This is a genomic window from Caulobacter sp. NIBR2454 (assembly GCF_027474405.1).
Lineage (GTDB): Bacteria > Pseudomonadota > Alphaproteobacteria > Caulobacterales > Caulobacteraceae > Caulobacter.
The window spans coordinates 2,774,975-2,801,511 of record NZ_CP114871.1 but is presented as its reverse complement, the minus strand read 5'-3'; the positions used below and the strand labels follow the sequence as shown (position 1 = coordinate 2,801,511).

Below are 26,537 nucleotides of genomic sequence, written 5' to 3'. Positions count from 1 at the left end.
AATCAGCTCTTAGCCTTGCCGGTTCTTTTGCGAACTGGGGCCTTGGGAATCACCGCTGGCGGCGCCGCCGGAACCCAGTCGAAGGCCAGCAGCAGCGTGCGCTGCCGGGCCGAGAAGTTATCATCCGACATCAGGTAGAGGCGCGTGCCGCCAGCGGCGTTCCGCGTGACGGCTAGACCCTCGAAATTGTCCACCGTAAGCGGACCCTTCAATGTCAGCCGGTCCGACACCAGCGGGAAGCGTCGCTTGGTCAGGGGATCGCCGACGAGACTCACCTGAATCCGGCTGCCTTGGATCGGGTCCCAGGCGCGGTGCATCACCGCGACAGCCGCGCCATCAAAAGCGCTGAACGCGACGAGGCCGTAGGCGATGTCGGGGCCCATCTGCGGCGGCGCCGACTGACAGCCGCCCGACAGCTTGCAGACCCACACCTCGCCCTCTTCGCCGCCGACGATGTAGGCATCCGGGCCTGCGGCGGGGAAGAAGGCCAGGGCTTCCATGCCCTCGTTCTCGGGGAAGATGGTCTGGGGCGAGGGGGCGACCACGGGCAGACCGCCGTCAGCGGGATAGCGCCAGATGCGATGGTTGCGCTCGAAGCTGATCAGGCGATCGCCATTGGGCAGGACGGTCATGCCTTCGGCGTCGGCCCATTCCTTGCCGGCCAATGGCTTGCCGTCGAGGCCTTTGAGGGGCTCGATCTTGGTGTCCTTCAGCCCGACCAGGCGATCTTGTTCGTCCAGCACCAGACGCGCCTCGAAGACATCCCCATCGTCGCTTGCCGAGAGAATTCGATGATCGGGCAGGATCGTGAGCGTCGACAGGCCGTGCAGGCGGGTCGAATCGCTGCTGGTGATCGCGATGCCGCCGGCGAAGGTGAAGTTGCCGATCTTGGTCTGCGCCGGGTCGCTTGGATTGAGCGGAACTGGCGTGGTCTGAACCGTAAAGCTGGGCCCCGCTGGAACCGGCGCCAGCGGCAGAAGGGGCGGGGCCTCGGGCGCGCAGCTCGCCAGCAGAGCGCCGCAAAGGGCGGTGGCGGCGGTCAGGCGGACGAGACGGTTCATGCAGGCACTCCAACGCGACGCGACTTTGGCGCTCCGCCCTGAACTGTGGGCAGAGGCGGCAACAGGCCCTTGGCGCGACCTACGGCCTTGGGTTCTTCTTCGAACAGGCCGGCGAGTTGCTCGACCAGGACCCCGCCTAACTGCTCGACATCGACGATAGTCACGGCGCGGCGGTAGTAACGCGTCACATCGTGCCCGATGCCGATGGCCAGCAGCTCGACCGGGCTCTTGCCCTCGATCTCGCCGATGACCTGGCGCAGGTGGCGCTCCAGGTAATGGCCGGAGTTCACCGACAGGGTCGAATCATCCACGGGGGCGCCGTCGGAAATGACCATCAGGATGCGGCGTTGCTCGGGCCGGCCGATCAGGCGCTGGTGCGCCCACATCAGGGCCTCGCCGTCGATATTTTCCTTGAGCAACCCTTCGCGCATCATCAGGCCGAGGTTGCGGCGGGCGCGGCGCCAGGGCGCGTCGGCGGCCTTGTAGATAATGTGGCGCAGGTCGTTCAGGCGGCCAGGCGCGGGCGGCTTGCCGGCCTTGATCCATTCGTCGCGGCTGGCCCCGCCTTTCCAGGCCTTGGTGGTGAAGCCGAGAATCTCGGTCTTGACCCCGCACCGCTCCAGGGTGCGCGCCAGGATGTCGGCGCACACGGCCGCCACCATGATCGGGCGCCCCCGCATAGAGCCGGAATTGTCGATCAGGATGGTCACGACCGTGTCGCGGAACTCGACATCTTCCTCCTGCTTGAAGGATAGCGGCGCCGTCGGGTCGATGATCACGCGGGTCAGACGCGCGACGTCCAACATCCCTTCCTCGAGATCGAAGGTCCAGGAACGGTTCTGCTGGGCCATCAGGCGCCGCTGCAGCTTGTTGGCCAGGCGCGAGACGACCGAGGACAGGCTGGACAACTGCTGGTCCAGATAGCCGCGCAGGCGGTTCAGCTCCTCGGCGTCGCACAGGTCCTCGGCGCCGACGACCTCATCGTTGACGGCGGTGAATATCTTGTAGGGCGGCTCGGCCCGGCCATCGTCGCGGCTGTCGGGGCGTGCGGGCTTGGCGCCGTCGCCCATCTCGGGCGCTTCGTCGGTGGCTTCAGCGTCGCCTTCGTCGTCGGTCTGGACCGATTGCTCGTCGCCAGCCTCGGCGTCTTGGTCTGACGCGTCGGTCTCCTGCTGGGCCGAGCCCTCCGGCTGCTGGCCCTCACCGTCGTCGTCGTTCTCGTCCTCGCCCTCGGTGGGGCCTTCGTTCTCGTCGCCTTCGTCCTCGTCGGAAGATTCGGTGGCGTCGGCTTCGCTCTCGTCCAGGCCAAGCTCGCGCAGGATCTCGCGGGCGATCTTGCCGAAGGCGGCCTGGTCGGCGATCGAACCGGTCAGGCGGTCGAGGGTTGGGCCAGCCTTCTCCTCCACCTCGGCGCGGAACAGATCGACCAGGGTCTTGCTGCCCTCCGGCGGCGCGTCGCCGGTCAAGCGCTCGCGCACGATCAGGCCCAGGATGTCGGCCATGGGCGCGACCGTGCGGTCCATGCGGGTCAGGCCCTGACGTTCGATCTTGTCTTCCAGGGCCGCCGTCAGGTTGGCGCGCACGCCGCCCAGGGCGTTGGCGCCGATGGCCTCGATCCGCGCCTGCTCCACGGCTTCGAAAGCGGCCATGGCGTCTGGCGAGATGGGGCGGCCGCGCATGTGGGCGGCGGCGTCATGGTGCGCCAGCCGCAGAGCCATCTGATCGGCCAGACCGCGGATGCGCGCGGCCTCCTTGGGCGACATGTCCCGGGACGGATGGGGCAACACGGCGCGGTTGCCTGAAAGCTGCGGGCCGTCGCCCGAGAACACCACTTCAAGGTCCGGCGTCTCGGCGAGCGAACGGGCGGCGTGCGCCAGCGCGCGCTTGAAGGGTTCGACGGGGCTTTCGGGCTTTCCGGCCATGGGAACGGTCATACTCCGTCAGGCCGCCGGAACAAATAAGGCGAAGCCTCCGTTTTCCACTCGAAGCTTATCCACAAGGGAGTTGGACCAATGCTGAAGTGGGCTCTTATCTTCGCCGTCGTCGCTCTGATCGCGGGCGCTCTTGGATTTGGCGGGGTCGCGGGCGCCGCGGCCGGCATCGCCAAGATCCTGTTCTTCCTGTTCGTCGTCGGCTTCCTGATCTTCCTGGCGCTCGGCATCTTCGCCGGCAAGAAGATCAGCGGCGGCTGAGGCGGTTAGCCTCGCGAACTTGGGCCGCGCCGGGAGACCGGCGCGGCCTTCGTCGTTCAGTGGTGGCCCTTGTGCCCCCATGCGGCGCCCTGAGCGCCAACGATCTCGACCAGATTGCCCATGGTCAGATTGACGTCGATGAGGTGCAGGCCCCAGTCGTCCAGCACCTTGCCGTTGGCGATCACGTCGCCCGTCAGGACATCCGTGCGCGGGTCGGCTGGATCGGCGTTGACCTTCACCGACAAGTACGAGGCCCCGTCCTTTTCGACGCAGGTCCCGGTCAGCAGGCCGGGCACGGCGACGAAGGGCGTGTCGATCTTCTTCTCCGGCTTGACCCAGACGTTCGGCGCCGTGGTGGAGCCATTGGTCAGATAGGCCTTCAGGGGCGCAGATCCGCCGCCCAGCGCCGCCGGGTTCACGCAGGCCGCCGTCATGCCGGGCTCCGTCGCGCGTCCAAAGCGGCTGTTGGCCGGCGGCGGCGCGACCTCGCGGAACGAGACGTAGGAAACATAGCAGCCGGTCTGGCTAGCCGCCGTGCAGGGCGGCAGGCTGGCGAAGGTCTTGTCGGCGCCGACCGGCGTATTCATCCCCAGGATCAGGGCCGAGACGATGCGGCCCTTGGCCGGCGTCATGGCGGCCTCGTCCCTCAACAGGCCCTGCAGCACGCGCGCGCCTTGGCTGTGGCCAATCAGTACGACGCCACGCCCGCCGTTGTCGCGTTTCAGATAGTCGGCCCAGGCGTCACGAACGTCATTGAAGCCGAGCTGCGGATCCATGGGGATGGGCTTGCCCATCATGTTGGAGCGCAAGGCCTCAAGCGTGATCTGCCGGTACATCGGTGCGAACAGTCGGCACTTGGCGCCAAAGCGGGCAAGCTGCTGCTCCACCACCCGCCGCTCGGCGTGGTCGATGACCATATCGCTGTTGCCGCCGGGGTCGGTGGAGACGGTGGGATAGACGTAGAAGCAATCGATCGGCGCCTTGGGATCGGCCTTGAAGTCTTCGCGCATTAAGTCGCCGTTGGCCGCAACGATGGTCGTCGACTGATCGACCGCGCAGGCGTCCTTGCGGCCCGGCCGGCACAGCCAGTTCTCGTCCTTGGAATAGTCGTTGGGTGCGGCGAGGGCTGGCGCGGAAACGGCCAGCCCGGAGGCGAAGACCAGGGTGGCGGCAAGCGACTTCAACATACGCAATTCCTCCCGTTCGAACATTTGTTTGGCGGGAAGATGCGGCGCCGTTCGGCCGCGGTCTAGCCTCCAGCCGCCAGGGCCAACAGCTCTTCGGCCATCAGGGGCTTTTGCGGATCGAAGGCCATGGACTGCCAGTCGGGGACCAGGCGGTTGATCACCAGGAACAGCACCAGCCCTTCGTCCTGGCTCCAGAACCGGCCGCCACGGCGCAACTCGCGCACCGCCGTTCCCGAATCGACACCCCGCCCGTTGGTGGTCCAGGCGAAGGCGGCCCACTGGCCCAGCCCCTCCATGGTGAGGAACAGGTCGTCGAGTGGAGCCCACTTCTCATTGTCGCCCACGAAGAACTGGGCGCGGCGGGCGCGCATCTTTGTCAGGGCCTGGCGGGCATGGGCCCGTGCCTGGGCCTCGCTGCGAGCGTTCAGGGCCTGGAACAGCGAGCCGAGTTCGTCTTCATAGGCGGCGACATAGGCCTCATCCTTGGCGAAGGCGGCCTGCAGGCTGTCGTCCGACAGATCGGCGGGCAGGCCGTACTTGGCGGTGAGCTCCGCCAGGCGGGGGCTGACGAAATAGAACTGCCGCGTGTGGGTCATCTCGTGGATGAGCACCCCCTGCATCAGGGCTTCCAGGCCAAGCGCGCTATCGACGCCCGCGCCCTGCCAGACCGAGGGCAGGGCCATGACGAAGAAGGCCTTGCGGTCGTTGTCGAACGGAGCGGCGAAAGACGCGACCCGGGCGGGGATGACCTGGCCGTCCGGCAGCTTCACCTGCCCGCCGTGGGTTGCGCCGCTCCAGGTGACTGGACCGACCGGGCCGAGGGTGTAGGCGCAGGTCTGGTCGAACAGCACGATGGTCGGCCGCTCCCCGGTCGGGAGGCGCAGGTCCTGACGCGCGGTGGTGCTCCACGCCCCAAGGGCGCGGTTGGCGAAATTGGCGTCCTCGGGCGTCATCAGGCATGCCGCGTGAGCGGCCGGTGTGGCGAACAGTACGAGGACGGCGGCGAGTGCGCGGATCATGGCCAAGCTCCTATCGGCGAGCTTGGCCTGAGTCCGCTTAAATCGAAGTCACGCTCTCAGGGGGCTTCCTGCACATACTCCCAGTGCCAGGGCTCGAACGGATAGTTGCGGAAGCCGAACCGCTCCGCATTGGCGACCAGCCAGCGATAGGCCGGGTTGCGCGACTGGATCAGACGGTTGGCGTCTTCGGTGGAGTCGGGTCGCATCCCACCCACATAGAGGTCCATGGCCAGGCCCGTGCGGTGGGGCGAGCAGGTGGCGCGGACCACGCCATCGCAGTTATTGTCCCGCGCGCAGCGGGCGGCGTCATATTCCGGACTGCGATAGCCGCTGAAGATTTGCAGGTGGCGGGGATCGGCGGCCACGCCGCCGTCGCGTTTGGCTTCCGCCACCATCTTTCGATAGGCGGCCATGGCTCCGACCCGCAATTGGATTTCCTTGCCGCCATAGCCTTCATCCTTGGTGGCGTTGGCCAGGCGGTCCGCGCTTGGCGGCGGGGGGCAGACGCCCTTGGCGCGAACGCCGACATAGGGCCGTCGTGCGTGCATCTCGGCTTTCAGAGTGTCGAAACTGGCGGTGGTGAAGCGGCCGTCGCCCGCGAGGCGTCGTTGCTTTTGCCATTCGGCCAGAGCCTGGGCGAAGCCGGGAGATCCTGCCGGGCAAGCCGTGCCGATCTCGTGCGCGACAATGGTTTCATAGATCGCCCAGCCGTTCTCGGCGCGGCCGAAGGGCGACCAGGTGAGGCTGTTGAGGGTGCGGGCGTTTTCGCGAGCGGCGGCCTCGAAAGCGGGCGCGCGGCAACCGTTGGGAGCGGAGGCGGGAATCAGCGTCGGCGGGGAAGGGGCTATGGCGCCTTCAGCGACGGTCTCCGAGGGCGATGCCCAGCCTGGCTCGGCGGCCGGGCTAGGTGAGGCGGGGCTCCAAACCTTCATCGCGAAGAAAGCGCCGCCGCCGGCTGCCGCCAGCAGAAGCGCCGCGGGGAACCATCGCAGAATCCGGGGCTTGTTGTTGCGCAGTTTCGGCAGAGGAGTCGGCATGGTGTTTGGTCGCAAAATCCTGATGGCGGGCGTTTGCGCCGTCGCGTTGGTGGCTTGTTCGGACCCTAACGCGCGAGAAAGCCAAAGCGACGCTTCGAGCGAGATGGCTAACGGTCAGGTTCCCCCGGCCATCACGCCCGCATCCGCGCCGCCGTCGCCGTCCGGCCCCATCACCGCCCCCGATGACCTGCCTGAGGCGGGCAAGACGGTGAACGCCGCGGCGTTCGCGGAAAACCCCACGGACCCCATCGCCAAGCGCGACATGCTGATCCGCGCTCAGGTCCTGCTCGACCGCGCCCGGTTCTCGCCCGGCGTGGTGGACGGGCAGGGCGGCGACAACGTCAACAAGGCGATCGCCGCCTTCCAGAAGGCCAACGGCCTGACCGCCGACGGCAAGCTGACCCAGGAGACCTGGGAAGCCCTGACCCGCGATTCCGGCTCGGCGGTGACGGCCTACGAGATCACCGAGGCCGACGTGGCCGGGCCGTTCGTCGAGAAGATCCCCACCGACTTGGCCGATCAGGCCGAGTTGAAGGCCCTCGGCTACACCTCGCCGCTGGAGGCGCTGGCCGAGAAGTTCCACATGGGCGAGGGCCTGTTGCAGGCCCTGAACCCGGGCGTGGACTTCAGCCAGGCCGGGACGAAGATCGTCGTGGCGGCCGTCTCGACCGCCGAACTGCCGCGCGTGCAGCGGGTGGAGGTCGATAAGGCCGGCCGCCAGGTCCGCGCCTATGACGGCGGCGGCAAACTGGTCGCAGTGTATCCAGCCACCGTCGGCTCCTCCGACCGCCCTGCGCCGGACGGGGAATGGGCGGTGCGGACGGTGGCGCCGGAGCCGACCTACACATTCGATTCTACGCGCCTGAAGTTCGGGTCGGACAAGGCCCGGGCCAAGGGCAAGCTGACCATCGCCGCCGGGCCGAACAACCCGGTGGGGGCGGCCTGGATCGACCTGACCAAGGACACCTACGGCATCCACGGCACGCCCGACCCGGCCAAGGTGGGCAAGACGGCCAGCCACGGCTGCGTGCGGCTGACCAACTGGGACGCCCAGGCCCTGGCCGCGGCGGTCGAGAAGGGCGCCAAGGTCGTCTTCACCGGCTAGCGGAAAAAGACGAAGCGCCCCCGGCCGAAACCGAGGGCGCTCCTCTTACGCTTCAGCGCCAGGCGTCCCCCGACACCGGCTGCTGGAACCGAACAGTCACGGCGTTGGCGGATCGACGCAAGCGGCGCCGAGGGCGTTGTGACGATTTCATATACCCCTGTGTTTCAACAGCCACACAAAGGGCCTCAAAGAGACCTTTATCGCGCCCTTGCAGCGCCCGATCCGGCCCCCATCTTAATCAGGACGGCGAGACCGGGCGGATGTCCCCCTCCCCCAGCCTGCTCGGCCAGCCGTCATGAGAGAGAGCCCGGCGCCCGCGAGACCCTCCCCCATCTCGCGGGCGCTTCTCGTTTCAGGCCCTAGGCGGCCAGGGCCGTTTCAATGCAATCGATGAGCGCCTGGGCCTGGTAGGGCTTGGGCAGGAAACAGGACACGCCCGCGGCGGCGGCCTTCTGGCGCGTGGCGTCGTTGGGAAAGGCCGTCATCAGAATCACCGGCGTGGCGATTCCCTGGGCCGACAGGGCGGTCTTGAGATCGACGCCGCTCATGCCCGGCATCTGGACGTCCGAGACCACGCAGGCGCTGGCGCCCACGGCGTCCGAGCCCAGGAACGCCTCGGCCGAGTCAAAGCCGCGCACGGCGTAGCCGAGCGAACGCAGCAGACCTTCGGTGGAGACGCGGACCGAGTCGTCGTCATCGACGACCGAAATAAGCAAACCCGTGGTCAAAAACCTGATCCTTGAATGGCCCGCGCGCGAAGCGAGGCCCCCTCGTAGAGACCACAGATGCCCTTTTCGGCCCCGCGGCGTAATCATACGGAAGTTTAGAAGCCGTGGCCCGGCGTCGGGTTTAAGCGGTATCGTACAAGTCGCGGGGCGCGCGGCGGAGACACTCCCCGCCCCATGGTTACCGAAGGGGGCGGGATGCCGGACGACAAAGCGGCCGTGAAAGAACAGCTGAGCGTCAGCGAGTATCGCTATCGCAACATGTTCGCCGCCATGACCGTCTCCTTCTGGGAGCTGGACTTCAGCGGCGCAGGCAAGATCCTCTATGGCCTGCGCAAGCAGGGGGTCAGCGACCTTCGCCGTCATTTCGTCGAGCACCCCGAGGTGGTGCGCGAGCTGATGAAGGCCAGCATCGTGCTGGACGTGAACGACAAGTCGGTCAGCCAGTTCGGCGCCGAGAGCCACGAGGTCCTGCTGGGGCCAGTGGATCGGTACTGGCCCGTGGCCAGCGAGAACGTCTTCGCCGAAAGCGTCATCGCGGCCCTGGCCGGCCAGCCGTATTTCGAACAGGTCACCCGCCTGCACCGCCTGGACGGCAGCGAGTTCGACGTGCTGTTCACCGCCAGCTTCCCCCGCGAGTCGGTGGAGCGGGGCATATTGCTGATCGGCCTGGTGGACCTGACCGACACCAAGCGCGCCCAGGACGAGGTGGCCCGCGTCACCGCCGAGCTGGCCCACGCCGCGCGGGTCTCGACCCTGGGCGAGCTGACCGCCTCCATCGCCCACGAGGTCAACCAGCCCCTGGCCGCCATCGTCACCGGCGAGGCCTCGCTGCGCTGGCTCAACCGGCCCGAGCCCGACCTGAACGAGGCGAAAGCCGCCATCGGCCGCATGATCCAGGACGGCCAGCGCGCCAGCGGCATCATCGCCCGCATCCGCGCCATGTCGACAAAGACCGCGCCCGAGCCGGCCCTGCTGGACGTCAACACCATGGTCAGCGACGCGACCCTGCTGGTGCAGCGCGAGATCGAGACCCACGGGATCAAGCTGATCATCGACCTGGCCGCCGACCTGCCGCCGGTCAAGGCCGACCCGGTGCAGCTGCAGCAGGTGGTGATGAACCTGCTGGTCAACGCCATCCAGGCCATGGCCGCCTGCGAGCCCTGCATGCAGGTGGGCCGCCGCCTGATCGCCCGCACCCGGCCCGGCGCCGAAGAGGGCGTGCGGGTCGAGGTGGTGGACGCCGGCCCGGGCATCGAGCCGGACAAGGCCGACCAGCTGTTCAACGCCTTCTTCACCACCAAGGCGACGGGCATGGGCATGGGCCTGTCGATCTGCAAATCCATCATCGAGGCCCACGGCGGCAAGATCTGGGCCGCGCCCAAGCCCGGCGGGCGGGGGGCGGTGTTCGCGTTCACCCTGCCGGCGGGGGCGTAGGCGCGCGTTTCGAGACACGGGCCAGTAGGGGGCTTCGCCTCTCCCCACCCGTGGGGAGAGGGTAGGGTGAGGGGCCTTTGGCGGTTCCGTCTGCGCCGCCTCGCCGTCTGAAACTCAGCGGCCCCCTCACCCCTACCCTCTCCCCCCGAGGGGGAGAGGCGAAAGGAAGGCGCATGCATCTGAACCTTCAAACCATCCCCTTCTTCGCCAGCCAGGCTTCGGCGGCCTCGGTGTAGGTGGCGGGGATGGGTTCGCCCTTGGCGATGCCCTCGGCGATCTGGACGGCCATTTCGTGGATGGCGCTGCGCAGGGCGGTGAGTCTCCACTGGTGCGCGAGGTCGTCGTCGCAGGGGGTGGCGTAGGGGATAAGTTCGTTCATGCGCGCGATCGCCTCGGCCGCCTGGGCGTAGGCGCGGGCCTCGCGCGGGCGGCCGTAGCGCATGGCGTAGGCGGCGTCCGACAAGGCCTTGCGCGCCAGGGCGGCGGGATTGACGTCCAGCGGCGGCAGGCCCTCCAGCATCTGGGGCAGGTCGTTGACCGGCCCGCCGGCGGCCGGCGACGCGGGGGCGGCCACGCCGGGCGCCGCGGCCATGGACGCCGCGGCGGCGGGGCCATAGGGCGCGGCCACGGGATCGCGGGCGGCGTAGGCGGCCTTGGTCCAGCCCTGGCGCCGGGCGCGCTTGCGCAGGGCCGGCACGCTGACCCCGAACCGCGCGCAGACCGTCGGCGCCGACAGGCCCGACAGATAGGCCGCGCGCACCAGCTCCCAGGTGGCGGGCGTGACCAGGTGATAGGTGGTGGTCGGATGAGCTTTCATGCCGCCCAGTCTGCGGCCGGCGGCCATGCGGCGGATAAGCCGGGGCGCCGATGTCTCCCCAAAAGGTCGCGGAGTATCGGGAGTATCGGTCGCGGGTGTCTCCGGTTTTGGGGGAGAACGCGGAGGTGTCTTCGCCTCTCCCCACGCGTGGGGAGAGGGTAGGGTGAGGGGTCTGTGGCGGTTCCACCTGCACAGCCTTTGCCGGCTGAACCTCAGCGCCCCCTCACCCTGACCCTCTCCCCCTGAGGGGGAGAGGCGAGTCACACCTAAGCCGATGCCCGCCGCGCCGCGCCCGCCGTCCCGGCGATCTCGCCGGCCAGGGCCAGGAGGCGCGAGCGCACGCGGGGGGAGCGGATGGCCAGGAACGCCTCGGCCAGTTCCGCCCCGCCGGGGACGCACAATAGCTCGGCGGCCAGATCGCGGGCGGGCGCGGCGGCGGCCGGGCCGGACAGGCCGTCGAAGAAGCTGGCGGTAGGCACCTCGAACGCCGCCGCCAGGGCGTGCAGGGTCGCGGCGCTGACCCGATTGGCGCCGGACTCGTACTTCTGCACCTGCTGAAAGCTGACGCCGATCCGGCGGCCCAGCGCCGCCTGGCTCCACCCCGCCGCCCGCCGCCGCGCCCGGATCAGGCGGCCGAGACGGATGTCGAGGGGATCGATGCTGCGGGACATGGAAGGGCTCGGCTCTCTTTTCTTGCGCGCACAGCGCAATCGGAGATGCATCGTGCGCTCTGCACGAATACACACTGTCAGTGTGTAGAGCGTGACGGCGAGCAAGGCAACGGTCCCAGCGTGACCGCGAACGAAGATCTCGCCGCCTTGGGCCGGGCCATCCGCCACCATCGCAAGGCCCTGGGCATCAGCCAGGAGGAACTGGCCGACCGCGCGGGTCTGCATAGGAACTATGTGGGACTGCTGGAGCGGGGCGAGCGCAACCCGAGCTACACGACGGTGTGTGCGGTGGCTCGGGCGTTGGGCATTAGTGCGCCCGAGGTGCTGGTTTGGTTGTAATGGAGGCGATCTGCGCTTGAAGCGTCTTGCTTTCTAGGAGGTGAGGATTTTTCTCACCTCGGATCGCCAACCTGAAGTGAAGGTGTCACCCTCAGGCGTCGTCAATTGCGAGGCTTGGTGTCGCCGAGCAAAGCGGCGCTCGCTAAATGTTTACCCGATCTCGGAAAATGTCGATAAAAATTCGAAAATCAAATGTCTATATGAAGGTTTTCTCGGAGGAATCTCAGAGGAAAGCTATCCAATCGGCAGAAGTTTTGGTAGGTCGCCTTGATCCGATATACAGATATCTCCTTTCTGTTGTTGATGTATTCTCTCTTGGGACTTACGATCCAAGGTCTATAGTTGAGTTTTCAGGATCAGATCCAGTTCTATTTGCAAAAAGATACTTTTTCAAAAATGTAGTTAAGTGCGCAATTGCTTCCCATCTATTTAATTCCGAGTTTCGTGAAGTTAGGAGGGTTATAGATTTAGGAACTGGCCCGGGAACGTTTCTTTTCAGTTTTGCAGCATCACTTAAAAACCATGAATTCGTCGGCATAGATCGTTCCAGAAATGCGCTTTCATTAGCCTCAAAATTGTTCTCAGTGGCAAGAATGCAGCCGCCATTGATGGTGCAGGCAAGCCTTCCATCTGGAGTTGTGTCTGGCGGGCGATTTTTTACCGCCTCATATCTTCTTACAGAATTTGCCGAATATGATTTGATGGAGTTCATTGCTTTCGCAATTCGCAGAACTGATGCGCAGTTTCTTATAGTGGACTATCCACACGTTATAAGCGAAATTGCAGCGCACATTGAGGGCGTCAGGCCTTGTGCTGTTCAATCTATTAGTCTGAACTTGCCAGAATCTCTTTCTGAGAAGGTAGGTGATGACCACATCTCTTTCGGGGCCTTATACGCGCCAATCTCCTCCTCCCCTTATCGCGGCCTTCCGCGATAGTTGGCAAGCGCACGACATCGTCGGTCTGAGTGAACTATTTGCGGATCAATTCGAGTATATAATCGACGGCAAGGTTAGATTTAAAAACAAGAACGAGCTGAGAAATTACTGGTGTTTAAATAAGCTTCGGCAAAAAGACTTGTCCATAGTTTTCATGGACGCAAAGAAGCGTGGCTTGATTTATAAGTCATACTTTTTTGCTTCGTTCTTTCATCCCTATAGGCTGTCCATCGTGAATGTGGCCGGTCATATGGAGATTGAAGTCGATAAATCTACAAAGAAAATCATCAAGCTGTCGGAAATGTACGACAAGCTTGAAAAGAAAAGTCAATTATACTCAATAGAAATAATAGTTAGAGACTATTTAAAGCCTATATTAAGCTGGTCCGTTGCCGCTCTATACCCCGCATGGGAATTCATTCGAGGATCTGTAAGATTCTTGTTCACGTGGGGCCTTGGGGTTGGTATTATTCTTATAGCTTACGTAAATTTCTTTCACAAAATCAGGCCTATAATTTCAGATTCTGAAGTCGAAGCGCTAAGAAACTACACTGTTGTATGGTTTGGGATTGCATATGTTTTGCAGCAATCTCTGTCCTTTCTGAAAAAGAACGTACTTCTTGATCTATCCGTCAAGGGGTTCAGTGGTAACAAAGACTTGGAGCATATGGCCAAGGTTATGGATGGGGCCGACACGGTTTATATTGTATCTGGGGATTTCAGTTTTATAGATACAAATGAAAAGCTGGAGAAGCGGTTAACGGATTTAGCCTTCGCCGGTAAGTTGCATCTTATTATCTACAAAGGAAAAGATAAGTTAATACAAGAAATGTCGTCTAAGACGTCAAGCAATGAAATATTGATTAAGCTGATAGATAACAAATCAATAAGGTACAACTTTCCAATTAAAGCAAAGGTCACTATTGTCGAAAGCGGCGGCAATCGGAAAATGCTATTCCGATTCAAGAAAGAGGTTGATGGTAAAAGTAAATTGCATATGGGATTTATTAATCCCGGAGAGAATACCGGATATCTTTTGAATGTTATAGAGAGTTTTCTGGAAAATGGCGGAGGGTCACTATTGACTATCGGCGATCTTTCAACCGGTAGATAATTTGAGAATTACGCCGTCGGGTCTCTCTTGCGATGACCGTCCCCTCGCGAACTTAAGGGATCGAGGTGAAGCGCTCATTCCGGTCCTGGCGGCGGTCGCCGGGCTTCCAGGCCTTGGGGCAGTCGCCCAGGCGTTCGGCCTCGATGACGAAGCCGGGGCTGATGTGCGCTGAGCCGCCGAAGCGGACGGCGTAGGCGCGAGTCAGGTCGCCGGCCACCGTGCCGATGTTTTGATGGTTTGCGGGTTTCGGCTTCAGGTTCCTGGGGTCGAGGGTCGGGTCGTCGCCGACGCAGACGGTCTCGATCACGAGGCTGGCCAGGTTATCCGGCAGCATGGGCATGAAGTAGTAGCGGCTCTCCAGCCGCCACAGGCCGGGCGCGATGGTCTGCGCCGGGGTCGCGACGAGGAGGGCGGTCAGGATCAGGGCGGCGGACATCGGGGGAGCTTTGGGCGTGTGGCGCGCGGGGGCAAGCGGGGCTGTTGTGCGTCCTTCGAGACGCGGCCTTGCGGGCCGCTCCTCAGGATGACGGATTCAGTAGGGGGCTTCGCCTCTCCCCACCTGTGGGGAGAGGTTGGGTGAGGGGCTTTGGGCGGGTCGGTTTGCGGGGCTTTGCCGGTTGAGGCTCAGCGGCCCCCTCACCCTGACCCTCTCCCCCTGAGGGGGAGAGGCGAAAGGCCAGAGCGGCCCCCTCACCCCCGGCCCTCTCCCACGAGGGGAGAGGGGGGCTAGGCGAGCTGGTCCTTGGCGAATTCCAGGTCCATCAGTTTCAGGCGCTTGATCTCGTCGCGGAGGCGGGCGGCGGTTTCGAATTCGAGGTTGGAGGCGGCGTCGCGCATCTTGGCCTCCAGGTCGCGCAGGGTCGCCTTGAAGTTGTCGCCCATGAAGGGTTTGGCGCCGTCCTCGGCCAGGCCGGCGGGGATGGTGACGCGGTCCTTCTCGTAAGGCGAGTTGAGGATGTCCTTGATGTCGCGCTTGACGCTTTCGGGCGTGATGCCGTGCTCGGCGTTGTAGGCCTCCTGCTTCTCGCGGCGGCGGGAGGTCTCGGCCATGGCGCGTTCCATGGAGCCGGTGATGCGGTCGGCATAGAGGATGACGCGGCCGTCCACGTTCCGCGCGGCGCGGCCGATGGTCTGAATGAGCGAGGTCTCCGAGCGCAGGAAGCCTTCCTTGTCGGCGTCGAGGATGGCGACCAGGCCGCATTCGGGGATGTCGAGGCCCTCGCGCAGCAGGTTGATGCCGACCAGCACGTCGTAGGAGCCCAGGCGCAGGTCGCGGATGATCTCGATGCGCTCCAGGGTGTCGATGTCCGAGTGCATGTAGCGTACGCGCAGGCCCTGCTCGTGCATGTACTCGGTCAGGTCCTCGGCCATCTTCTTGGTCAGGACGGTGACCAGGGTGCGGTAGCCCTTGGCGTTGGTCTGGCGGATCTGGTCGATGACGTCGTCGACCTGGGAGAAGCCGCCGGTGGAGACGGGGCGGACCTCGACCGGGGGGTCGATCAGGCCGGTGGGGCGGATCACCTGCTCGGCGAAGACGCCGCCGGCCTTGTCCATCTCCCACGGGCCGGGGGTGGCGGAGACGTGGACCGTCTGCGGGCGCATGGCCTCCCACTCCTCGAACTTGAGGGGGCGGTTGTCCATGGCGCTGGGCAGGCGGAAGCCGTACTCGGCCAGGGTGGTCTTGCGGTTGCGGTCGCCCTTGTACATGGCGCCGATCTGCGGAACCGTGACGTGGCTCTCGTCGGTGAACAGCAGGGCGTTGTCGGGGATGTACTCAAAGAAGGTGGGCGGCGGCTCGCCAGCGTGGCGGCCGGTCAGATAGCGGCTGTAGTTCTCGATCCCGGCGCAGGAGCCGGTGGTCTCCATCATCTCCAGATCGAAGGTGGTGCGCTGCTCCAGGCGCTGGGCCTCCAGCACCTTGCCGTTGGCGATCAGCCAATCGAGGCGCTCCTTCAACTCGGCGCGGATCGAGATGATCGCCTGCTTGAGGGTGGGGCGGGGCGTGACGTAGTGGCTGTTGGCGTAGATCTTCACGGCCGGCAGGTCGGCGGTCTTCTTGCCGGTGAGGGGGTCGAACTCGCTGATCGCCTCCACCTCCTCGCCGAAGAAGGAGACACGCCAGGCGCGGTCCTCGTAGTGGGCGGGGAAGATTTCCAGCGTGTCGCCGCGCTTGCGGAAGGAGCCGCGCTCGAAGGCGGCGTCGTTGCGCTTGTACTGCTGGGCCACGAGGTCGGCGAGGAGCTGCTTTTCGTTGACCTGCTGGCCGACCTCCAGGCTGAAGGTCATGGCGGTGTAGGTCTCCACCGAGCCGATGCCGTAGATGCAGCTGACCGAGGCCACGACGATGACGTCGTCGCGCTCCAGCACCGCGCGGGTGGCGGCGTGGCGCATGCGGTCGATCTGCTCGTTGATCGAGCTGTCCTTCTCGATGAAGGTGTCGGTCCGCGGGACGTAGGCCTCGGGCTGGTAGTAGTCGTAGTAGCTGACGAAATACTCGACCGCGTTGTCGGGGAAGAAGCTCTTGAACTCGCTGTAGAGCTGGGCGGCCAGGGTCTTGTTGGGAGCCAGGATCAGGGCGGGACGCTGGGTCTCCTCGATGATCTTGGCCATGGTGAAGGTCTTGCCCGAGCCGGTGACGCCCAGCAGGACCTGGTCGTGCTCGCGCGCCTTCAGGCCGCCCACCAGCTCGGCGATCGCCGTGGGCTGGTCGCCGGCGGGGCTGTAGCTGCTGTGCAGGCGAAAACGCCGGCCGCCCTCGGACTTCTCCGGGCGGGAGGGACGGTGGGGCGTCCACTCCATCGGCATCAGCTTTACGCCGGCGTCGTGGATAAAGGTGGCGGAGGCGTCGGAGACGCCGGACGTCGGGGCGGGAGGCATGATGCGAAGGTAGGTTCTCGCCGCCCCGAACGCCAGCGTGGCTGCTGACATCGAGTGTCAGCAGCTGGCGGCAGGTGTCAGCTAGTGGGCGCCGGCGCCCAGCAGCATGGCCTGGAAGCCCTTCGGGTCGGCGGTGAAGCCGGCCAGAGCGTTCTTGGTCAGGACGCCGGGGAACACCTCGTCGGTTCCGTTCTCCAGGGCGTCGAGGGTCTCGGCCACGACTTCCTCGGGCGTCAGGCGGGGCTCGGGCAGGCCCTTGCCCATGTCGGTTTCGACCTGAACGGGCAGGACGGCGACGACCGAGACGCCATGCGGCGCGAACTCGGCGCGCAGGGCGGTGTTGAGCAGCAGGCCGGCCGCCTTGGAAGCCGAATAGGTCACCGCCCCGCGCGCCGCCACCTTGGCCAGCATGGACAGGACGTTGACCAGCCCGCCCTTGGACGCCTTCAGCGCCGGGGCGAAGGCCTGGGCCAGGGCGAGGGGGGCCAGGTAGTTGACCTCGATCTCCTTACGGGCGTCCTCGACCACGCCGTCGCGCAGGAGCTCGCCGCCGAAGATCACGCCGGCGTTGTTGATCAGCAGGGTGACGTCCGGGGCGGCCTTGGCGGCGGCGGCCACCTGGGCGGCGTCGGCGACGTCGAGCTTGAGGGGAACGACGCGCGGGTCGTTGAAGCTGAGCGAGGCGGTGTCGCGGGCGGCGGCGTAGACCTTGGCCGCGCCACGGTCGAGCAGGGCCTGGACGTAAGAGCGGCCGATGCCGCGATTGGCGCCGGTGACGAGGGCGATGGAACCTTGAATTTGCATGACGTTCTCTCCAGGGGAGCTTTTCAAGTGTATATGCACAGTATGATGCGCAAGAGCGGCCGCCGGGGCTTGTAGGAAAGCGACGTCAGATGTGCTGGGTCAGCTTCAGAAGCTGGCGGCGCAGGTTTTCGGCCTCGGTCAGGCCGACCCGGCCCTCGAAGGCGTCCTGGGCCTCGCGCCACAGGGGCAGGGCGGCCTTCAGGCGCTGGCGGCCCTCGTCGGTGAGGGACAGGACCAGCTGGCGCGAGCCCTTGGCCTTGGGCGCGCTGACCACCAGACCATCGCGCTGCAGGGGCTGCAGGGTGCGCACCAGGGTGGTGCGGTCGGTGACCAGGAGGCGCGCCAACTCCATCATGGTCAGGCCCTCGCTCTCCAGCTGGGCCAGCAGGCTGAACTGCGGTCCCGTCAGGCCGACAGGCGCGAGGTGCTTTTCATAGAGCTGCGAGACATAGCGCGTCGCCTGGCGAAGGGCGAAGGCGTTGCAGGTGTTGATACGCTGTGGCTTGGCCATGGCGCCCAGATGGTCGTGCGTATGCACACTGTCAAGATCACATTGTTATTCGAATTGTCGGACGGCCACATGTCCTGTGGAGAAGTCGCCGGGAGGCGTCACGATTGTGTCCTAAAAATAGAATCTGAATATCAATGCTATTTAAGGTGGTATTTCTTAGAGCCTGCAACTAGGGTCCGCTCAAGCTTGGGAGGGCGCTATGATCTGGAAGGTTCTGAAACCCGCCGTGCGCAAGGTCGCGGGCGCTTTGCTGGGCGTCGCGTTCGCGGGGATGTCCGTGGGAACGGCGGCGGCGGGGCAGCTGGTGTTGAAGAACACCAGCCAGGCGCCGATCACCTGCACCGTCGACGGCTGGACCGTCGCCACCGGTGCGCCGTTCGACTGGTACGTCACCGTCAATCCGGGTGAGCCGTTCTATGTCGGCCCCAACACCCAGCGCGCGGGCGGTCCGGTCATCAACTGGGCCCAGTGCGGCGCGCTGAAGACCCGGGCCATGGCGATCACCCCCAGCGGCCCCGACCAGACCCTGGTCCTCAATGGCCAGCAGACCCGGGTGTTGAACGCTTCGCTCTACGCCTACCTGCCCACCCTGCCGGGCGGCGACTTCACCAGCCTAGTCGCCTATGTGGTCCAGACCTATCAGGCCCAGAACCCGCAGGTTCTGCTGAACGCGGTGATGAACCCGAACCTGGACATCTATGACTACGGGGCGCTGCCCGGGCTGCTGGGGCCGCAGGGCTTCGACGTGATGGAGCTGGACATGCTCTATCTCGGCTTCCTGGCCTCGCAGAACCTGATCAATCCGGCCACGATCACCGGCGAGGCGCCGCTGGACGTGGCCCGCGCCGCCGCCAGCTACAACGGTCAGCTGTGGGCGATCCCAAGCTGGCTGTGCATGGACTTCATCTATTCGCCCAACGCCGCCGTACAGCAGGCGACCACCCTGGATTCCATGGTCCAGTTCCTGTCGACCATGCCGGCGGGCAAGCCGGAGCTGGGCGCGGTGTACAACGGCAGTTGGCGGTTGCCGTCGATCTACATCAACAGCTACGTGCAGACCTACGGCTACGGCGCGATCGCCCAGGCGACGCAGATGCCGCCAGCCCAGGCCCCGATCAACAACCTGATCAAGCTGACCGACACCTGCGCGGTGGGCTCGACCAACAACTGCACCAACGGGGTCTACAAGAGCGCCCAGGACAATCAGAACGGCTCGATCGAGAAGTACTACGCCACGGGCCAGACCTCGGGGAACATGGATTTCTCCGAGCAGACTTTCTACGTGAACCTGTACGGCGACGCGCCGATCTATGTGACCCCGGGCACCTGGGGGAACTATCCGCAGCCGCTGCTCTATGCCGACGCCTTCGTCAGCAGCAGCGCCAACTGCCAGCCCTCGACGCCGTGCGGGAGCGACGCGACGGCCTTCACCACCCTGATGACCGGCGTGGCGATGAAGAACTACATCACCAGCTCCCAGGACCTGCCCGCGGGCACGCCCTGGCGCACCCTGCTGGTGGCGAACGCCAACTTCTGGAACCAGCCCCAGATCCAGAACAACGGGCTCTATCGCCAGTTCGCCCGCGTGCTGCCAACCGCGCAGCCGTTCCCCAACACCATCACCGCCGAGCAGCAGACCCAGATGAAGGGGCAGGTCTGCACCGCCCTTCAGGCGCAGCGCCCGGCCTATGCCTGCACCCCCGCCGCCCAGACCGCGGCGGCCGGCGATCAACAAGGAGCGCGTCGATGAGTGTCGGACCTGTTTCGGGCAACGGGATCGCCCTGACGATCCCAACCGGCAAGACCGTGTTCTGGACGGTCAACGTCCAGGCTTCGTACAGCCAGTTCATCAAGCTGTGCGACAGCCATGGGGCGGTGATCTTCCAGGCGACGGGCGCATCGGCCGGCGGCCATTCGCCGACCCAGATCGGCCAGGGCTCGTTCACCGCCGCCGACGCCAGCGGAAACTACACCCTCTACATCGGCTTCAACGGCGGCTCGTCCTGGTCGTCCGTCCTGTGGGACGACCTCGTCGTCAACATCGGCGCCCAGATCTATCTGAGCAACTACAACTTCATCTCCGAAGACGGCGCCGATCAGGATTTCAACGACAGCCATGTCTCGCTGACATGGTTCAACAGCATCGGATAGGGGAGGCGCGATCATGGCTATCGGACCCGTGAGCGGAAACGGAATTCCCGTCACCCTGCCGAGCGGCAAGGTCGTTTTCTGGTCGGCGCTCGTCCAGAGCTCGGGCAACCAGTTCATCCAGGTCAAGGACGGGAGCGGCAATGTCGTCTTCACCGCCCAGGGCGCCAGCTCCAGCGGCGGAACCCCGACCCAGATCGGCCAGGGCTTCTTCCAGGCCGCCGACCCCAACAACGCCTACACCGTCTATCTGGGGACCAATGGCGGCGGACAATGGTCGAAGGTGATCTGGAGCGAGGACGTGCTGAGCAGCGGCGCGACGATCTACATGGGCAAATATGTCTTCACCACCGAAGACAGCACCGACGCCGACTACAACGACACCTACCTGCAGATGCAGTGGTTCCAGTACGTGGGCTGACGCCGACCTCCCGAAGACCAAGCCTGAAAAGCCGTCGCCGCATAGGTGGCGGCTTTCCTTTTGGTGCGGATGGGCAAGGCTTGCCCTCCTTTATACTGTGTGACATACAGTGTGCGTCACACACTATCGGACGCACAGTATGCCCGGCGCGGACACCGACATTTTCGAGACGCTCAAGCAGGAGCTGCGGCGGGGGAGCCTGATCCTGGCCGTGCTCGCCCTGCTGCAGGAGGAGCGTTACGGCTACACCCTGCGCCGGGCCCTGGCCGAGGTGGGCGTCGATATCGACGAAGGCGCGCTCTATCCCATGCTTCGCCGGCTGGAGGCCCAGGGCCTGCTGACCAGCGAGTGGCGGGAAGAGGACAAGCGCAAGAAGCGTTTCTACCGCCTCTCACCCGAGGGGGCGGGCGTGCTGGCGCGGCTCGCCGTCGAATGGCGGGCGATCAACTCATCTCTCGACAAGCTGCTCTAGGAAGGGGGATCCGACATGGACCTGCTCGAGCGTTATCTGGGCGCCGTCGCCGCCCTTTTGCCCCGCGCCCAGCGCGACGACATCGTCGCCGAATTGCGCGATCTGCTGCTCAACCGGTTCGAGGAAAGGGAGGCCGAACTTGGCCGCACCCTGACCCGGCAGGAGCAGGAGGCGATCATCCAGGCCAACGGCCACCCCCTGATCGTCGCGGGACGCTATGGCGGCCAGGGACCGCTGATCGGCCCGGCCGTCTATCCGCTGTATATGCAGGCGGTGAAGGTCTCATTGGCCATTGGGGCCCTGGTGACGGCGATCTTGACCGTCATCGCCCTGTTCAACCGGCCGGAGCGGCTGGGGCAGGTGATCATTCAAGGAATCAACGACTATGTCGGCTTGGTGATCACCGTGGTGGGGCTGCTGACCATCGTCGGCTGGCTGGTGGAGCGGGGCGTGGTGAAACTGAACTTCCTGGACAACTGGCGGCCGTCACGACTGCCCGCGGTGACGCCCGATCTGCCCCCGTTGCCGGGGTTGCCGTTCCTGAACAGCCTGGGCGCCATCGGCTCGACGACGGCGGGCGCGCCCAAGCAGCGGGGCAAATCGCGGTTTGAGAGCGTCTTCGAACTGGTGGTCACCCTTTGGGTGCTGGCCTGGTGGCTGGGCTGGACCCCGGTATCGTTCGGCGAACTGGGCGACGAGCTGCGGGTGATCCCCGCGCCGATCTGGACGGCCCTGCACTGGCCGATCGCCGGTCTGTTGGCGGTTCAGATCGCGGCGAGCCTATCGGACTTGCTGCTGACGGCGGCGGTGCGGGTGCGGGCGAGTCTCGCCTTGGCCAGCCACCTGATCCTGCTGGGGCTGGTCTGGGTGTTGTGGAACGCCCGTCCGCTGTTCCAGCTGGAGGCGGCGTCCCATCCGGAACTGATGACCACGGTCCAGCTGAGCGTCGAGATCGGCCTGATGGTCACGGCGGCGATCGCCGTCGGCTACGCCGGGCGGGAAATCTGGCGGCTGGCCCGCGGCTGATGCGTCGGCGCGCAGAAACACCTCCCTCGCCTTAGGCGGGGAGATACCGACGGTGAAGCCGCATCCGCGTCGTGAACTCGCGGATGCGGCCTTCCAGTCCAAGTCCGCCCTAGTTCTTGTCGACGGCCTTGCTGGTTACGGTGCCCACGGCCGCGCCGGCCACGGCGCCCACCGGACCGGCCACGACCGCGCCGGTCGCGGCGCCGGTGGCGGCCCGTTGTTCGACGTTGTGACCGCAGGCAGCCAGTGCGAGCGTTGCCGTGGCGACGGCAAGAATAGTTGCGAGCTTAACCATTTGGACCCTCCAGAACTTCGTTCGCCTATCAACGGCGACGCTTGCGAACGGGTTCCGAGGGCTTATTTCCGGGCGTCCAAGGCAGGGAAAAATCTTTTTTGCAGCAACGCTTAACGGGGCATCTTGCAGTCGTCAGCGAAGCGACTCATGGTCCCGCCAGCGGAGCGTGCTTGCGAATCCGGGCGGATTTCGCCATAAGACGTTTTCACGACTTGGAGCTGGGCTGACGTGAACCGGCCTGCTCCGCTTCGTCAGGACTGATCGTTACGAAGGTTAACGGTCCTGGCGGGGCGTACGACAGAGGGCGCATCCTGCCCTTGCCGCATAGGACACGACTCTTTTGTCTCTTAAGACCCAGACACGCGCGGACGCGCGTGCGCTGTTCGGCGCTGCATTGATTGGTACGGCCGTCGGCCTGATCCTCGGTGGCGCCTACCTGGCGGGGGGCATGGCCCAGACCGCTACGCAGCACGCACGCTCAACCCGCCTGGCCGCAGCCGCGGCCGAAGGGTTCTCCGAGACGGCCCTGCAACAGGCCGTCGTGCGGATGGACGCCGGCGCTCAGTCGGTCGCCCGCCGCCACGATCCGTTCACCGTCGCCGGCGACGCCGCGCGGGATCGGCAGTCCGCCATTCTGGCCGCCCGTCTAGAGCGCAAGGCTCAGGCGACCGGTTCCAACCTCGACCGCAATTTCGTGCTCCGCGCCAGCCTCGGCGGGGGCTTCAATCCCGCCGCGGAGCCCTTCCGTCTCGGCGGCGCGTTGGACCAGGCCCGCGAGCTCGAGTGCCTTTCCCAGGCCGTCTATTACGAAGCCCGCGGCGAAGGTCCGCGCGGTCAGCAGGCGGTGGCCCAGGTGGTCCTGAACCGCGTGCGTCACCCGGCCTTCCCGAAAACCGTCTGCGGCGTCGTCTTCCAGCGCGCCAGCGCCCGCGGGGGCTGCCAATTCAGCTTCGCCTGCGACGGCTCCATGCGTCGGGGCCGTGAAGGCGGGGCCTGGACCCGCGCCGAAAAGATCGCCGCCCGCGCCCTGTCCGGGGCGGTGATGGGCGAGGTCGGTTCGGCCACCCACTTCCACACCACGGCGGTGGCGCCCAACTGGGGCCCGCGCATGATGCGCGTCGCCCAGGTCGGGCTGCACATCTTCTACAAGTTCAACGGCCGCTCGCGCGCGCCGGCCTATATCGAGCAGCCGCAGGTCACCCTAGCCAAGGCGACCGACGTGGCGCCGACCGTGCTGGCCAGCCTGGCGCCCGCGCCCTCGGCTCCGGCCCTGCCGGCCGGCGGGCTGTACATGGCCGGCTCGGCCCTGAGCGACGCCCAGTCGGACGCTTCGGCGACCCTGACCGCCGGTCCGGCCGTGGACGGCGTGAAGATCGTCCCGGCGGCGAAGGCCCTGCCGATCGCCGCCAAGACTCCGGCTCCGGCGGCGGAAAAGCCGGCCAAGGCCGCGCCCGCTGCCGACAAGGTGGCGCAGGCCGTCAGCGGCGCCATCGGCGGCGGCTCGGACTAAGCGCCGCCGTTGCTTCCCCTGGCGGGTGATGTCCAATGACGCACCCGCCAGGAGGCCTGCATGACCGACCCCATCCGAGACCGTCTCTCCCGCGAACTGCTGGGCATGCCCTATGCCGAGCTGACGCCGCTGAAGCGCAGCGTCATCGACCTCATCGCCGACGAGGCGCCGACGCGGTTGCCGTCGGAGATGCGCGCCAAGCCGGCCTTCTGGGACGGTCTGGCCGACCGGGTGGCGGCGGTGGGCGGATCGTGGGGCTTTATCGGAGGCTTCGCCGCGGCGCTGATCCTGTGGGTGGGGATCAACCTGCTGCTCAGGCCCTGGGGCCACGCCTTCGACCCCTATCCCTTCATCTTCCTGAACCTGATCCTGTCCACCGTGGCGGCGATCCAGGCGCCGATCATCATGATGAGCCAGAACCGCCAAGCCGCTCGCGACCGGGCGGCGGCCGAGCATGACTACGCGGTCAATCTGAGGGCCGAACTGGAGATTATGCGGCTACATGACCGGCTGGACGCCTTGCGCGCCGAGGAGCTGGCGGGAATGGTCGAGCGCGTCGAGGCCAAGGTGGAGCGGCTGGGCGCGGCCTAGGCGCCGGCGGCGTCGCGCAGCTTGAGCACGGTGTTCCAGTTGCGGGCCGTCGTGACGGCGCCGATCCGCTTGTCCAACGGCTTGTCCATCAGAGCCGACTGGCTCATACCTCCCGGGAAACTAACGTAGATCGTCCTCCCGTCGAGGTGGAAGGTCTCCGGTCCTTCATGGGATTCCAGCGCGGCGGCGAGGGCGGCGGGCTCCAGCGGCTCCTTCATGAAGAAGGCTTGGTAGAAGCTCGGATGCTGGGCGGCGAAATCCGGCATGGGGTTGGCGTCGATGATCGCCGCCCATTCCCGCGGGGTGCGGATCATCACCAGGATGTCGCGCCCGGCGTGCGCCTTGAGGGCGGCTTCCAGCTTGCGTTCCAGCTCAGCCGGTTTTCCGGCGGCGTTGAACACCATGTTGCCGCTTTGGAGCAGGGTCCTCACTTCCGTGAAGCCGAGGCCTTCCGCCAGGGCGCGCAGGTCGGCCATGGAGAGCAGGCCACGTCCGCCCACGTTGATCCCGCGCAGCAGGGCGATATGGCGGCTCACGCTTCGGCTCCTGCCTGGACTTTTGCGACCGTTTTCGACTGGCGCGAGGCGAGGAGCCAGACGGCGAGGGGGATGACCCCGTAGATCGACCCAGGCAGCCAGGGGGCGAGCTTGATCGGCACGAAGGCGGCGGCGAGGATCGACAGCAGGCCGATGATCGCGATCACGGCCCAGATGCGCACCGTCAGGCCCGCCTCGATCCGGCCGGCGTCGGTGACATCCGGCGCGCGCAGGGCGGCGGCGAAGAGTCCGGCGAACAAGCCCGCCAACAGGCCAAAGCCCAGGCCATAGACCACATAGAGCGTCCGCAGGTCGGCAAAGGACGTGATCAGGCCGCGGCCAGGCAGACGCTGGCCGAAGACGAAGTGGAACGTCCCCTCGGCCAGCAGGCGCAGGGGGAAGACGTAGATCAGCATCACGAAGACGATCCCGAGGCTGAACCCCGTGGCCCAGCCGTCGCGCTGGGCGGTGATGCGGCCGAAAGCCCTATGCTGCATCCAGAACAGCACGATCAGGGCGAAGCTGGCCGCGAAGGCCGGGATGCGGCCCAGGGCCGTGGCGAGATCGGCCATGCTGGCGGGCGGCAAGCCGCCGGTGATGATCAGCAGCGTCAGGGCGAAGGCGAAGGCCGCGTCCACGAAGGCGTCCAGCCGCTTGGCGGCCTCGGCCTCGGTCTTCTCGGTTCCGATCATGAACATGCTCCCCATCCCGAGGGGGAGATTAGCCGCGCTGCGTTCGGTGGAAAGGCCTCAGGCGCGGGCGGAGCGGCGCAGGGACTGCGGGGGCTGGCCGAAGGCGCGGATGAAGGCGCGGCGCATGCGTTCCGGATCGCCAAAGCCCGTCTCCAGCGCCACATCCTCCACCTGAAGCGGGGCGGAATCCAACAGGGCGCGGGCGGCCTCCACCCGCAGGCGCTCGATCGCCTTGGCCGGTGTGGAGCCCACGGCGGCGGTGAAGGTGCGGGCGAAGTGGCGGGGGCTCATGGCCGCCTGGCTGGCTAGCTGTTCCACCGACAGGGTCTCGGTGAGGTTTTCGCGGGCCCAGGACAGGACGGTGTCGAAGCGACCGCCGCCCTTGAGACTCTGCAGGGCCGAGAACTGCGACTGACCGCCGGGGCGGCGGTGATAGACCACCAGCTCCTGCGCCGTCTGGCGGGCGATCTCCTCGCCCAGGTCCGCGGCGATCATGGCCAGGGCCAGGTCGATGCCGGCGGTGATGCCGGCGCTGGTCCAGACCGGGCCATCCTGCACGAAGATGCGGTCGGGCAGCAGCTTGACGGCCGGATATCGCTTCTGGAAGTCGGGGGTGCGGCGCCAGTGGGTGGTCGCCTTGCGGCCGTCCAGCAGGCCGGCGGCGGCCAGGATGTAGGCGCCTGAACAGACGCTGGCGATGCGCGGCGCGTCGGCGGCGCTGGCTCGCACGAAGTCGAGGGTGCGGTCGCATATGGCGGGTGAGCGCGTGCCCTCGCCCCCGGCGATGATCAAGGTGTCGAGCGGGCCGACGTCCTCGAAGCTGTCGGACGCCATCATCACGCCGGAGGAGGAGGGGACGAGCCCGCCGTCTCGCGAGACCATCTTCAAGACATAGGCGCCGGGCGAGAAGCGGGCCGCGATCTCGAACGCGGCGACGGGTCCCGACGCGTCGAGAATCTGGAAGTCGGGAAAGATCAGAAAGCCCAGCCGCCTTGTCATGACCGTATCCGAG

29 protein-coding genes are annotated in these 26,537 nt (G+C 65.8%); 13 read left to right on the top strand and 16 right to left on the bottom strand.

Translation table 11 applies throughout. The features are described from left to right. Positions 1–2 precede the first annotated feature (2 nt). Together O5K31_RS13600 and cobT are read right to left on the bottom strand one after the other, a co-directional pair. A complete protein-coding gene (locus tag O5K31_RS13600; RefSeq protein WP_269714155.1) occupies positions 3–1,061 on the bottom strand; it encodes an esterase-like activity of phytase family protein in 1,059 nt (352 codons plus the stop codon). Next, the gene (gene cobT / locus O5K31_RS13595; RefSeq protein ID WP_269714154.1) at positions 1,058–2,983 is read right to left on the bottom strand and encodes a cobaltochelatase subunit CobT; all 1,926 of its coding nucleotides are present in this window, start codon (positions 2,981–2,983) and stop codon (positions 1,058–1,060) included. The genes O5K31_RS13600 and cobT overlap by 4 nt, the downstream gene beginning before the upstream one ends. Before the next feature lie 90 nt (positions 2,984–3,073). On the opposite strand from cobT, the gene O5K31_RS13590 reads away from it, so the two are divergent. Then, positions 3,074–3,253, top strand: a complete 180-nt coding sequence (locus tag O5K31_RS13590; protein WP_269714153.1) for a DUF1328 domain-containing protein — start codon at positions 3,074–3,076, stop codon at positions 3,251–3,253. 56 nt (positions 3,254–3,309) lie between these two features. Here O5K31_RS13590 and O5K31_RS13585 read toward each other — a convergent pair whose 3' ends face one another. From O5K31_RS13585 to O5K31_RS13575, 3 genes are all read right to left on the bottom strand, one after another. Then, positions 3,310–4,440: a DUF3089 domain-containing protein gene (locus O5K31_RS13585; protein ID WP_269714152.1), complete on the bottom strand. Its 1,131-nt coding sequence runs from the start codon at positions 4,438–4,440 to the stop codon at positions 3,310–3,312. Positions 4,441–4,502: 62 nt separating this feature from the next. Further along, positions 4,503–5,459 carry a hypothetical protein gene (locus O5K31_RS13580; protein ID WP_269714151.1) on the bottom strand — a complete coding sequence of 319 codons (957 nt, stop codon included), beginning with the start codon at positions 5,457–5,459 and terminating at the stop codon, positions 4,503–4,505. A gap of 56 nt (positions 5,460–5,515) precedes the next feature. Continuing rightward, positions 5,516–6,496 carry a M15 family metallopeptidase gene (locus O5K31_RS13575; protein ID WP_269714150.1) on the bottom strand — a complete coding sequence of 327 codons (981 nt, stop codon included), beginning with the start codon at positions 6,494–6,496 and terminating at the stop codon, positions 5,516–5,518. Between the two features lie 103 nt (positions 6,497–6,599). Between O5K31_RS13575 and O5K31_RS13570 the strand changes: the two genes are divergently transcribed. Then, positions 6,600–7,601 (top strand): L,D-transpeptidase family protein, encoded by a 1,002-nt coding sequence (locus O5K31_RS13570; protein WP_269714149.1) that lies wholly within the window; start codon positions 6,600–6,602, stop codon positions 7,599–7,601. A gap of 359 nt (positions 7,602–7,960) precedes the next feature. Here the strand turns inward: O5K31_RS13570 and O5K31_RS13565 are convergent, their stop codons facing one another. Then, the gene (locus tag O5K31_RS13565) at positions 7,961–8,329 is read right to left on the bottom strand and encodes a response regulator transcription factor (protein ID WP_269714148.1); all 369 of its coding nucleotides are present in this window, start codon (positions 8,327–8,329) and stop codon (positions 7,961–7,963) included. A gap of 195 nt (positions 8,330–8,524) precedes the next feature. On the opposite strand from O5K31_RS13565, the gene O5K31_RS13560 reads away from it, so the two are divergent. Further along, positions 8,525–9,763 (top strand): sensor histidine kinase, encoded by a 1,239-nt coding sequence (locus O5K31_RS13560; RefSeq protein ID WP_269714146.1) that lies wholly within the window; start codon positions 8,525–8,527, stop codon positions 9,761–9,763. A 187-nt stretch (positions 9,764–9,950) separates the two neighbouring features. Here O5K31_RS13560 and O5K31_RS13555 read toward each other — a convergent pair whose 3' ends face one another. Beyond that, complete coding sequence (locus tag O5K31_RS13555; RefSeq protein ID WP_269714145.1) at positions 9,951–10,580, bottom strand: hypothetical protein; 630 nt, start codon at positions 10,578–10,580, stop codon at positions 9,951–9,953. 266 nt (positions 10,581–10,846) lie between these two features. After that, on the bottom strand, positions 10,847–11,251 hold the full coding sequence (locus O5K31_RS13550) for a helix-turn-helix domain-containing protein (protein WP_269714143.1): 405 nt from the start codon (positions 11,249–11,251) through the stop codon (positions 10,847–10,849). A 120-nt stretch (positions 11,252–11,371) separates the two neighbouring features. Between O5K31_RS13550 and O5K31_RS13545 the strand changes: the two genes are divergently transcribed. From O5K31_RS13545 to O5K31_RS13535, 3 genes are all read left to right on the top strand, one after another. After that, on the top strand, positions 11,372–11,590 hold the full coding sequence (locus O5K31_RS13545) for a helix-turn-helix domain-containing protein (protein ID WP_269714142.1): 219 nt from the start codon (positions 11,372–11,374) through the stop codon (positions 11,588–11,590). Positions 11,591–11,790: 200 nt separating this feature from the next. Then, entirely contained in the window at positions 11,791–12,528 is a 738-nt protein-coding gene (locus tag O5K31_RS13540) for a methyltransferase domain-containing protein (protein WP_269714141.1), read from the top strand. Next, a complete protein-coding gene (locus tag O5K31_RS13535; protein WP_269714140.1) occupies positions 12,458–13,642 on the top strand; it encodes a hypothetical protein in 1,185 nt (394 codons plus the stop codon). The genes O5K31_RS13540 and O5K31_RS13535 overlap by 71 nt, the downstream gene beginning before the upstream one ends. Before the next feature lie 52 nt (positions 13,643–13,694). Here the strand turns inward: O5K31_RS13535 and O5K31_RS13530 are convergent, their stop codons facing one another. The 4 genes from O5K31_RS13530 to O5K31_RS13515 form a co-directional block, all read right to left on the bottom strand. Continuing rightward, complete coding sequence (locus O5K31_RS13530) at positions 13,695–14,078, bottom strand: hypothetical protein (RefSeq protein WP_269714139.1); 384 nt, start codon at positions 14,076–14,078, stop codon at positions 13,695–13,697. A gap of 290 nt (positions 14,079–14,368) precedes the next feature. Beyond that, positions 14,369–16,519 (bottom strand): excinuclease ABC subunit UvrB, encoded by a 2,151-nt coding sequence (gene uvrB / locus O5K31_RS13525; RefSeq protein ID WP_269717060.1) that lies wholly within the window; start codon positions 16,517–16,519, stop codon positions 14,369–14,371. Positions 16,520–16,600: 81 nt separating this feature from the next. Continuing rightward, positions 16,601–17,323 (bottom strand): SDR family NAD(P)-dependent oxidoreductase, encoded by a 723-nt coding sequence (locus tag O5K31_RS13520; protein WP_269714138.1) that lies wholly within the window; start codon positions 17,321–17,323, stop codon positions 16,601–16,603. Between the two features lie 85 nt (positions 17,324–17,408). After that, positions 17,409–17,861 carry a MarR family winged helix-turn-helix transcriptional regulator gene (locus tag O5K31_RS13515; RefSeq protein WP_269714136.1) on the bottom strand — a complete coding sequence of 151 codons (453 nt, stop codon included), beginning with the start codon at positions 17,859–17,861 and terminating at the stop codon, positions 17,409–17,411. A 172-nt stretch (positions 17,862–18,033) separates the two neighbouring features. Between O5K31_RS13515 and O5K31_RS13510 the strand changes: the two genes are divergently transcribed. From O5K31_RS13510 to O5K31_RS13490, 5 genes are all read left to right on the top strand, one after another. Continuing rightward, positions 18,034–19,584, top strand: a complete 1,551-nt coding sequence (locus tag O5K31_RS13510; RefSeq protein WP_269714135.1) for a hypothetical protein — start codon at positions 18,034–18,036, stop codon at positions 19,582–19,584. Continuing rightward, complete coding sequence (locus tag O5K31_RS13505; protein WP_269714134.1) at positions 19,581–19,985, top strand: hypothetical protein; 405 nt, start codon at positions 19,581–19,583, stop codon at positions 19,983–19,985. Before O5K31_RS13510 ends, O5K31_RS13505 begins: the two co-directional genes overlap by 4 nt. A gap of 13 nt (positions 19,986–19,998) precedes the next feature. Next, complete coding sequence (locus tag O5K31_RS13500; RefSeq protein ID WP_269714133.1) at positions 19,999–20,403, top strand: hypothetical protein; 405 nt, start codon at positions 19,999–20,001, stop codon at positions 20,401–20,403. Positions 20,404–20,542: 139 nt separating this feature from the next. Continuing rightward, complete coding sequence (locus tag O5K31_RS13495; RefSeq protein ID WP_269714132.1) at positions 20,543–20,875, top strand: PadR family transcriptional regulator; 333 nt, start codon at positions 20,543–20,545, stop codon at positions 20,873–20,875. A gap of 15 nt (positions 20,876–20,890) precedes the next feature. Continuing rightward, positions 20,891–21,901 (top strand): hypothetical protein, encoded by a 1,011-nt coding sequence (locus O5K31_RS13490; protein ID WP_269714131.1) that lies wholly within the window; start codon positions 20,891–20,893, stop codon positions 21,899–21,901. 109 nt (positions 21,902–22,010) lie between these two features. Here the strand turns inward: O5K31_RS13490 and O5K31_RS13485 are convergent, their stop codons facing one another. Further along, on the bottom strand, positions 22,011–22,196 hold the full coding sequence (locus O5K31_RS13485; RefSeq protein ID WP_269714130.1) for a hypothetical protein: 186 nt from the start codon (positions 22,194–22,196) through the stop codon (positions 22,011–22,013). Between the two features lie 340 nt (positions 22,197–22,536). Here O5K31_RS13485 and O5K31_RS13480 point away from each other — a divergent pair, with 340 nt between their 5' ends. Together O5K31_RS13480 and O5K31_RS13475 are read left to right on the top strand one after the other, a co-directional pair. Continuing rightward, a complete protein-coding gene (locus O5K31_RS13480) occupies positions 22,537–23,706 on the top strand; it encodes a cell wall hydrolase (protein ID WP_269714129.1) in 1,170 nt (389 codons plus the stop codon). 60 nt (positions 23,707–23,766) lie between these two features. After that, the gene (locus O5K31_RS13475) at positions 23,767–24,297 is read left to right on the top strand and encodes a DUF1003 domain-containing protein (protein WP_269714128.1); all 531 of its coding nucleotides are present in this window, start codon (positions 23,767–23,769) and stop codon (positions 24,295–24,297) included. Here O5K31_RS13475 and O5K31_RS13470 read toward each other — a convergent pair. The 3 genes from O5K31_RS13470 to O5K31_RS13460 are packed head-to-tail and all read right to left on the bottom strand — an operon-like array spanning position 24,294 to position 26,524. Continuing rightward, entirely contained in the window at positions 24,294–24,833 is a 540-nt protein-coding gene (locus O5K31_RS13470; protein ID WP_269714127.1) for a DUF1697 domain-containing protein, read from the bottom strand. The two genes, O5K31_RS13475 and O5K31_RS13470, sit on opposite strands and share 4 nt — an antisense overlap. After that, complete coding sequence (locus tag O5K31_RS13465) at positions 24,830–25,525, bottom strand: TMEM175 family protein (protein WP_269714126.1); 696 nt, start codon at positions 25,523–25,525, stop codon at positions 24,830–24,832. The genes O5K31_RS13470 and O5K31_RS13465 overlap by 4 nt, the downstream gene beginning before the upstream one ends. Before the next feature lie 57 nt (positions 25,526–25,582). Continuing rightward, positions 25,583–26,524 carry a GlxA family transcriptional regulator gene (locus O5K31_RS13460; protein WP_269714124.1) on the bottom strand — a complete coding sequence of 314 codons (942 nt, stop codon included), beginning with the start codon at positions 26,522–26,524 and terminating at the stop codon, positions 25,583–25,585. Between the last annotated feature and the right edge of the window lie 13 nt (positions 26,525–26,537).

Excerpts from the sequence above, each read along its gene's own strand:
- O5K31_RS13600 (WP_269714155.1), bottom strand. The coding sequence starts at position 1,061 with ATGAACCGTCTCGTCCGCCTGACCGCCGCCACCGCCCTTTGCGGCGCT.
- cobT (WP_269714154.1), bottom strand. The coding sequence starts at position 2,983 with ATGGCCGGAAAGCCCGAAAGCCCCGTCGAACCCTTCAAGCGCGCGCTG.
- O5K31_RS13590 (WP_269714153.1), top strand. The coding sequence starts at position 3,074 with ATGCTGAAGTGGGCTCTTATCTTCGCCGTCGTCGCTCTGATCGCGGGC.
- O5K31_RS13585 (WP_269714152.1), bottom strand. The coding sequence starts at position 4,440 with ATGTTGAAGTCGCTTGCCGCCACCCTGGTCTTCGCCTCCGGGCTGGCC.
- O5K31_RS13580 (WP_269714151.1), bottom strand. The coding sequence starts at position 5,459 with ATGATCCGCGCACTCGCCGCCGTCCTCGTACTGTTCGCCACACCGGCC.
- O5K31_RS13575 (WP_269714150.1), bottom strand. The coding sequence starts at position 6,496 with ATGCCGACTCCTCTGCCGAAACTGCGCAACAACAAGCCCCGGATTCTG.
- O5K31_RS13570 (WP_269714149.1), top strand. The coding sequence starts at position 6,600 with ATGGCTAACGGTCAGGTTCCCCCGGCCATCACGCCCGCATCCGCGCCG.
- O5K31_RS13560 (WP_269714146.1), top strand. The coding sequence starts at position 8,525 with ATGCCGGACGACAAAGCGGCCGTGAAAGAACAGCTGAGCGTCAGCGAG.
- O5K31_RS13555 (WP_269714145.1), bottom strand. The coding sequence starts at position 10,580 with ATGAAAGCTCATCCGACCACCACCTATCACCTGGTCACGCCCGCCACC.
- O5K31_RS13550 (WP_269714143.1), bottom strand. The coding sequence starts at position 11,251 with ATGTCCCGCAGCATCGATCCCCTCGACATCCGTCTCGGCCGCCTGATC.
- O5K31_RS13540 (WP_269714141.1), top strand. The coding sequence starts at position 11,791 with ATGAAGGTTTTCTCGGAGGAATCTCAGAGGAAAGCTATCCAATCGGCA.
- O5K31_RS13535 (WP_269714140.1), top strand. The coding sequence starts at position 12,458 with ATGACCACATCTCTTTCGGGGCCTTATACGCGCCAATCTCCTCCTCCC.
- O5K31_RS13530 (WP_269714139.1), bottom strand. The coding sequence starts at position 14,078 with ATGTCCGCCGCCCTGATCCTGACCGCCCTCCTCGTCGCGACCCCGGCG.
- uvrB (WP_269717060.1), bottom strand. The coding sequence starts at position 16,519 with ATGCCTCCCGCCCCGACGTCCGGCGTCTCCGACGCCTCCGCCACCTTT.
- O5K31_RS13520 (WP_269714138.1), bottom strand. The coding sequence starts at position 17,323 with ATGCAAATTCAAGGTTCCATCGCCCTCGTCACCGGCGCCAATCGCGGC.
- O5K31_RS13510 (WP_269714135.1), top strand. The coding sequence starts at position 18,034 with ATGATCTGGAAGGTTCTGAAACCCGCCGTGCGCAAGGTCGCGGGCGCT.
- O5K31_RS13505 (WP_269714134.1), top strand. The coding sequence starts at position 19,581 with ATGAGTGTCGGACCTGTTTCGGGCAACGGGATCGCCCTGACGATCCCA.
- O5K31_RS13500 (WP_269714133.1), top strand. The coding sequence starts at position 19,999 with ATGGCTATCGGACCCGTGAGCGGAAACGGAATTCCCGTCACCCTGCCG.
- O5K31_RS13495 (WP_269714132.1), top strand. The coding sequence starts at position 20,543 with ATGCCCGGCGCGGACACCGACATTTTCGAGACGCTCAAGCAGGAGCTG.
- O5K31_RS13490 (WP_269714131.1), top strand. The coding sequence starts at position 20,891 with ATGGACCTGCTCGAGCGTTATCTGGGCGCCGTCGCCGCCCTTTTGCCC.
- O5K31_RS13485 (WP_269714130.1), bottom strand. The coding sequence starts at position 22,196 with ATGGTTAAGCTCGCAACTATTCTTGCCGTCGCCACGGCAACGCTCGCA.
- O5K31_RS13475 (WP_269714128.1), top strand. The coding sequence starts at position 23,767 with ATGACCGACCCCATCCGAGACCGTCTCTCCCGCGAACTGCTGGGCATG.
- O5K31_RS13465 (WP_269714126.1), bottom strand. The coding sequence starts at position 25,525 with ATGATCGGAACCGAGAAGACCGAGGCCGAGGCCGCCAAGCGGCTGGAC.
- O5K31_RS13460 (WP_269714124.1), bottom strand. The coding sequence starts at position 26,524 with ATGACAAGGCGGCTGGGCTTTCTGATCTTTCCCGACTTCCAGATTCTC.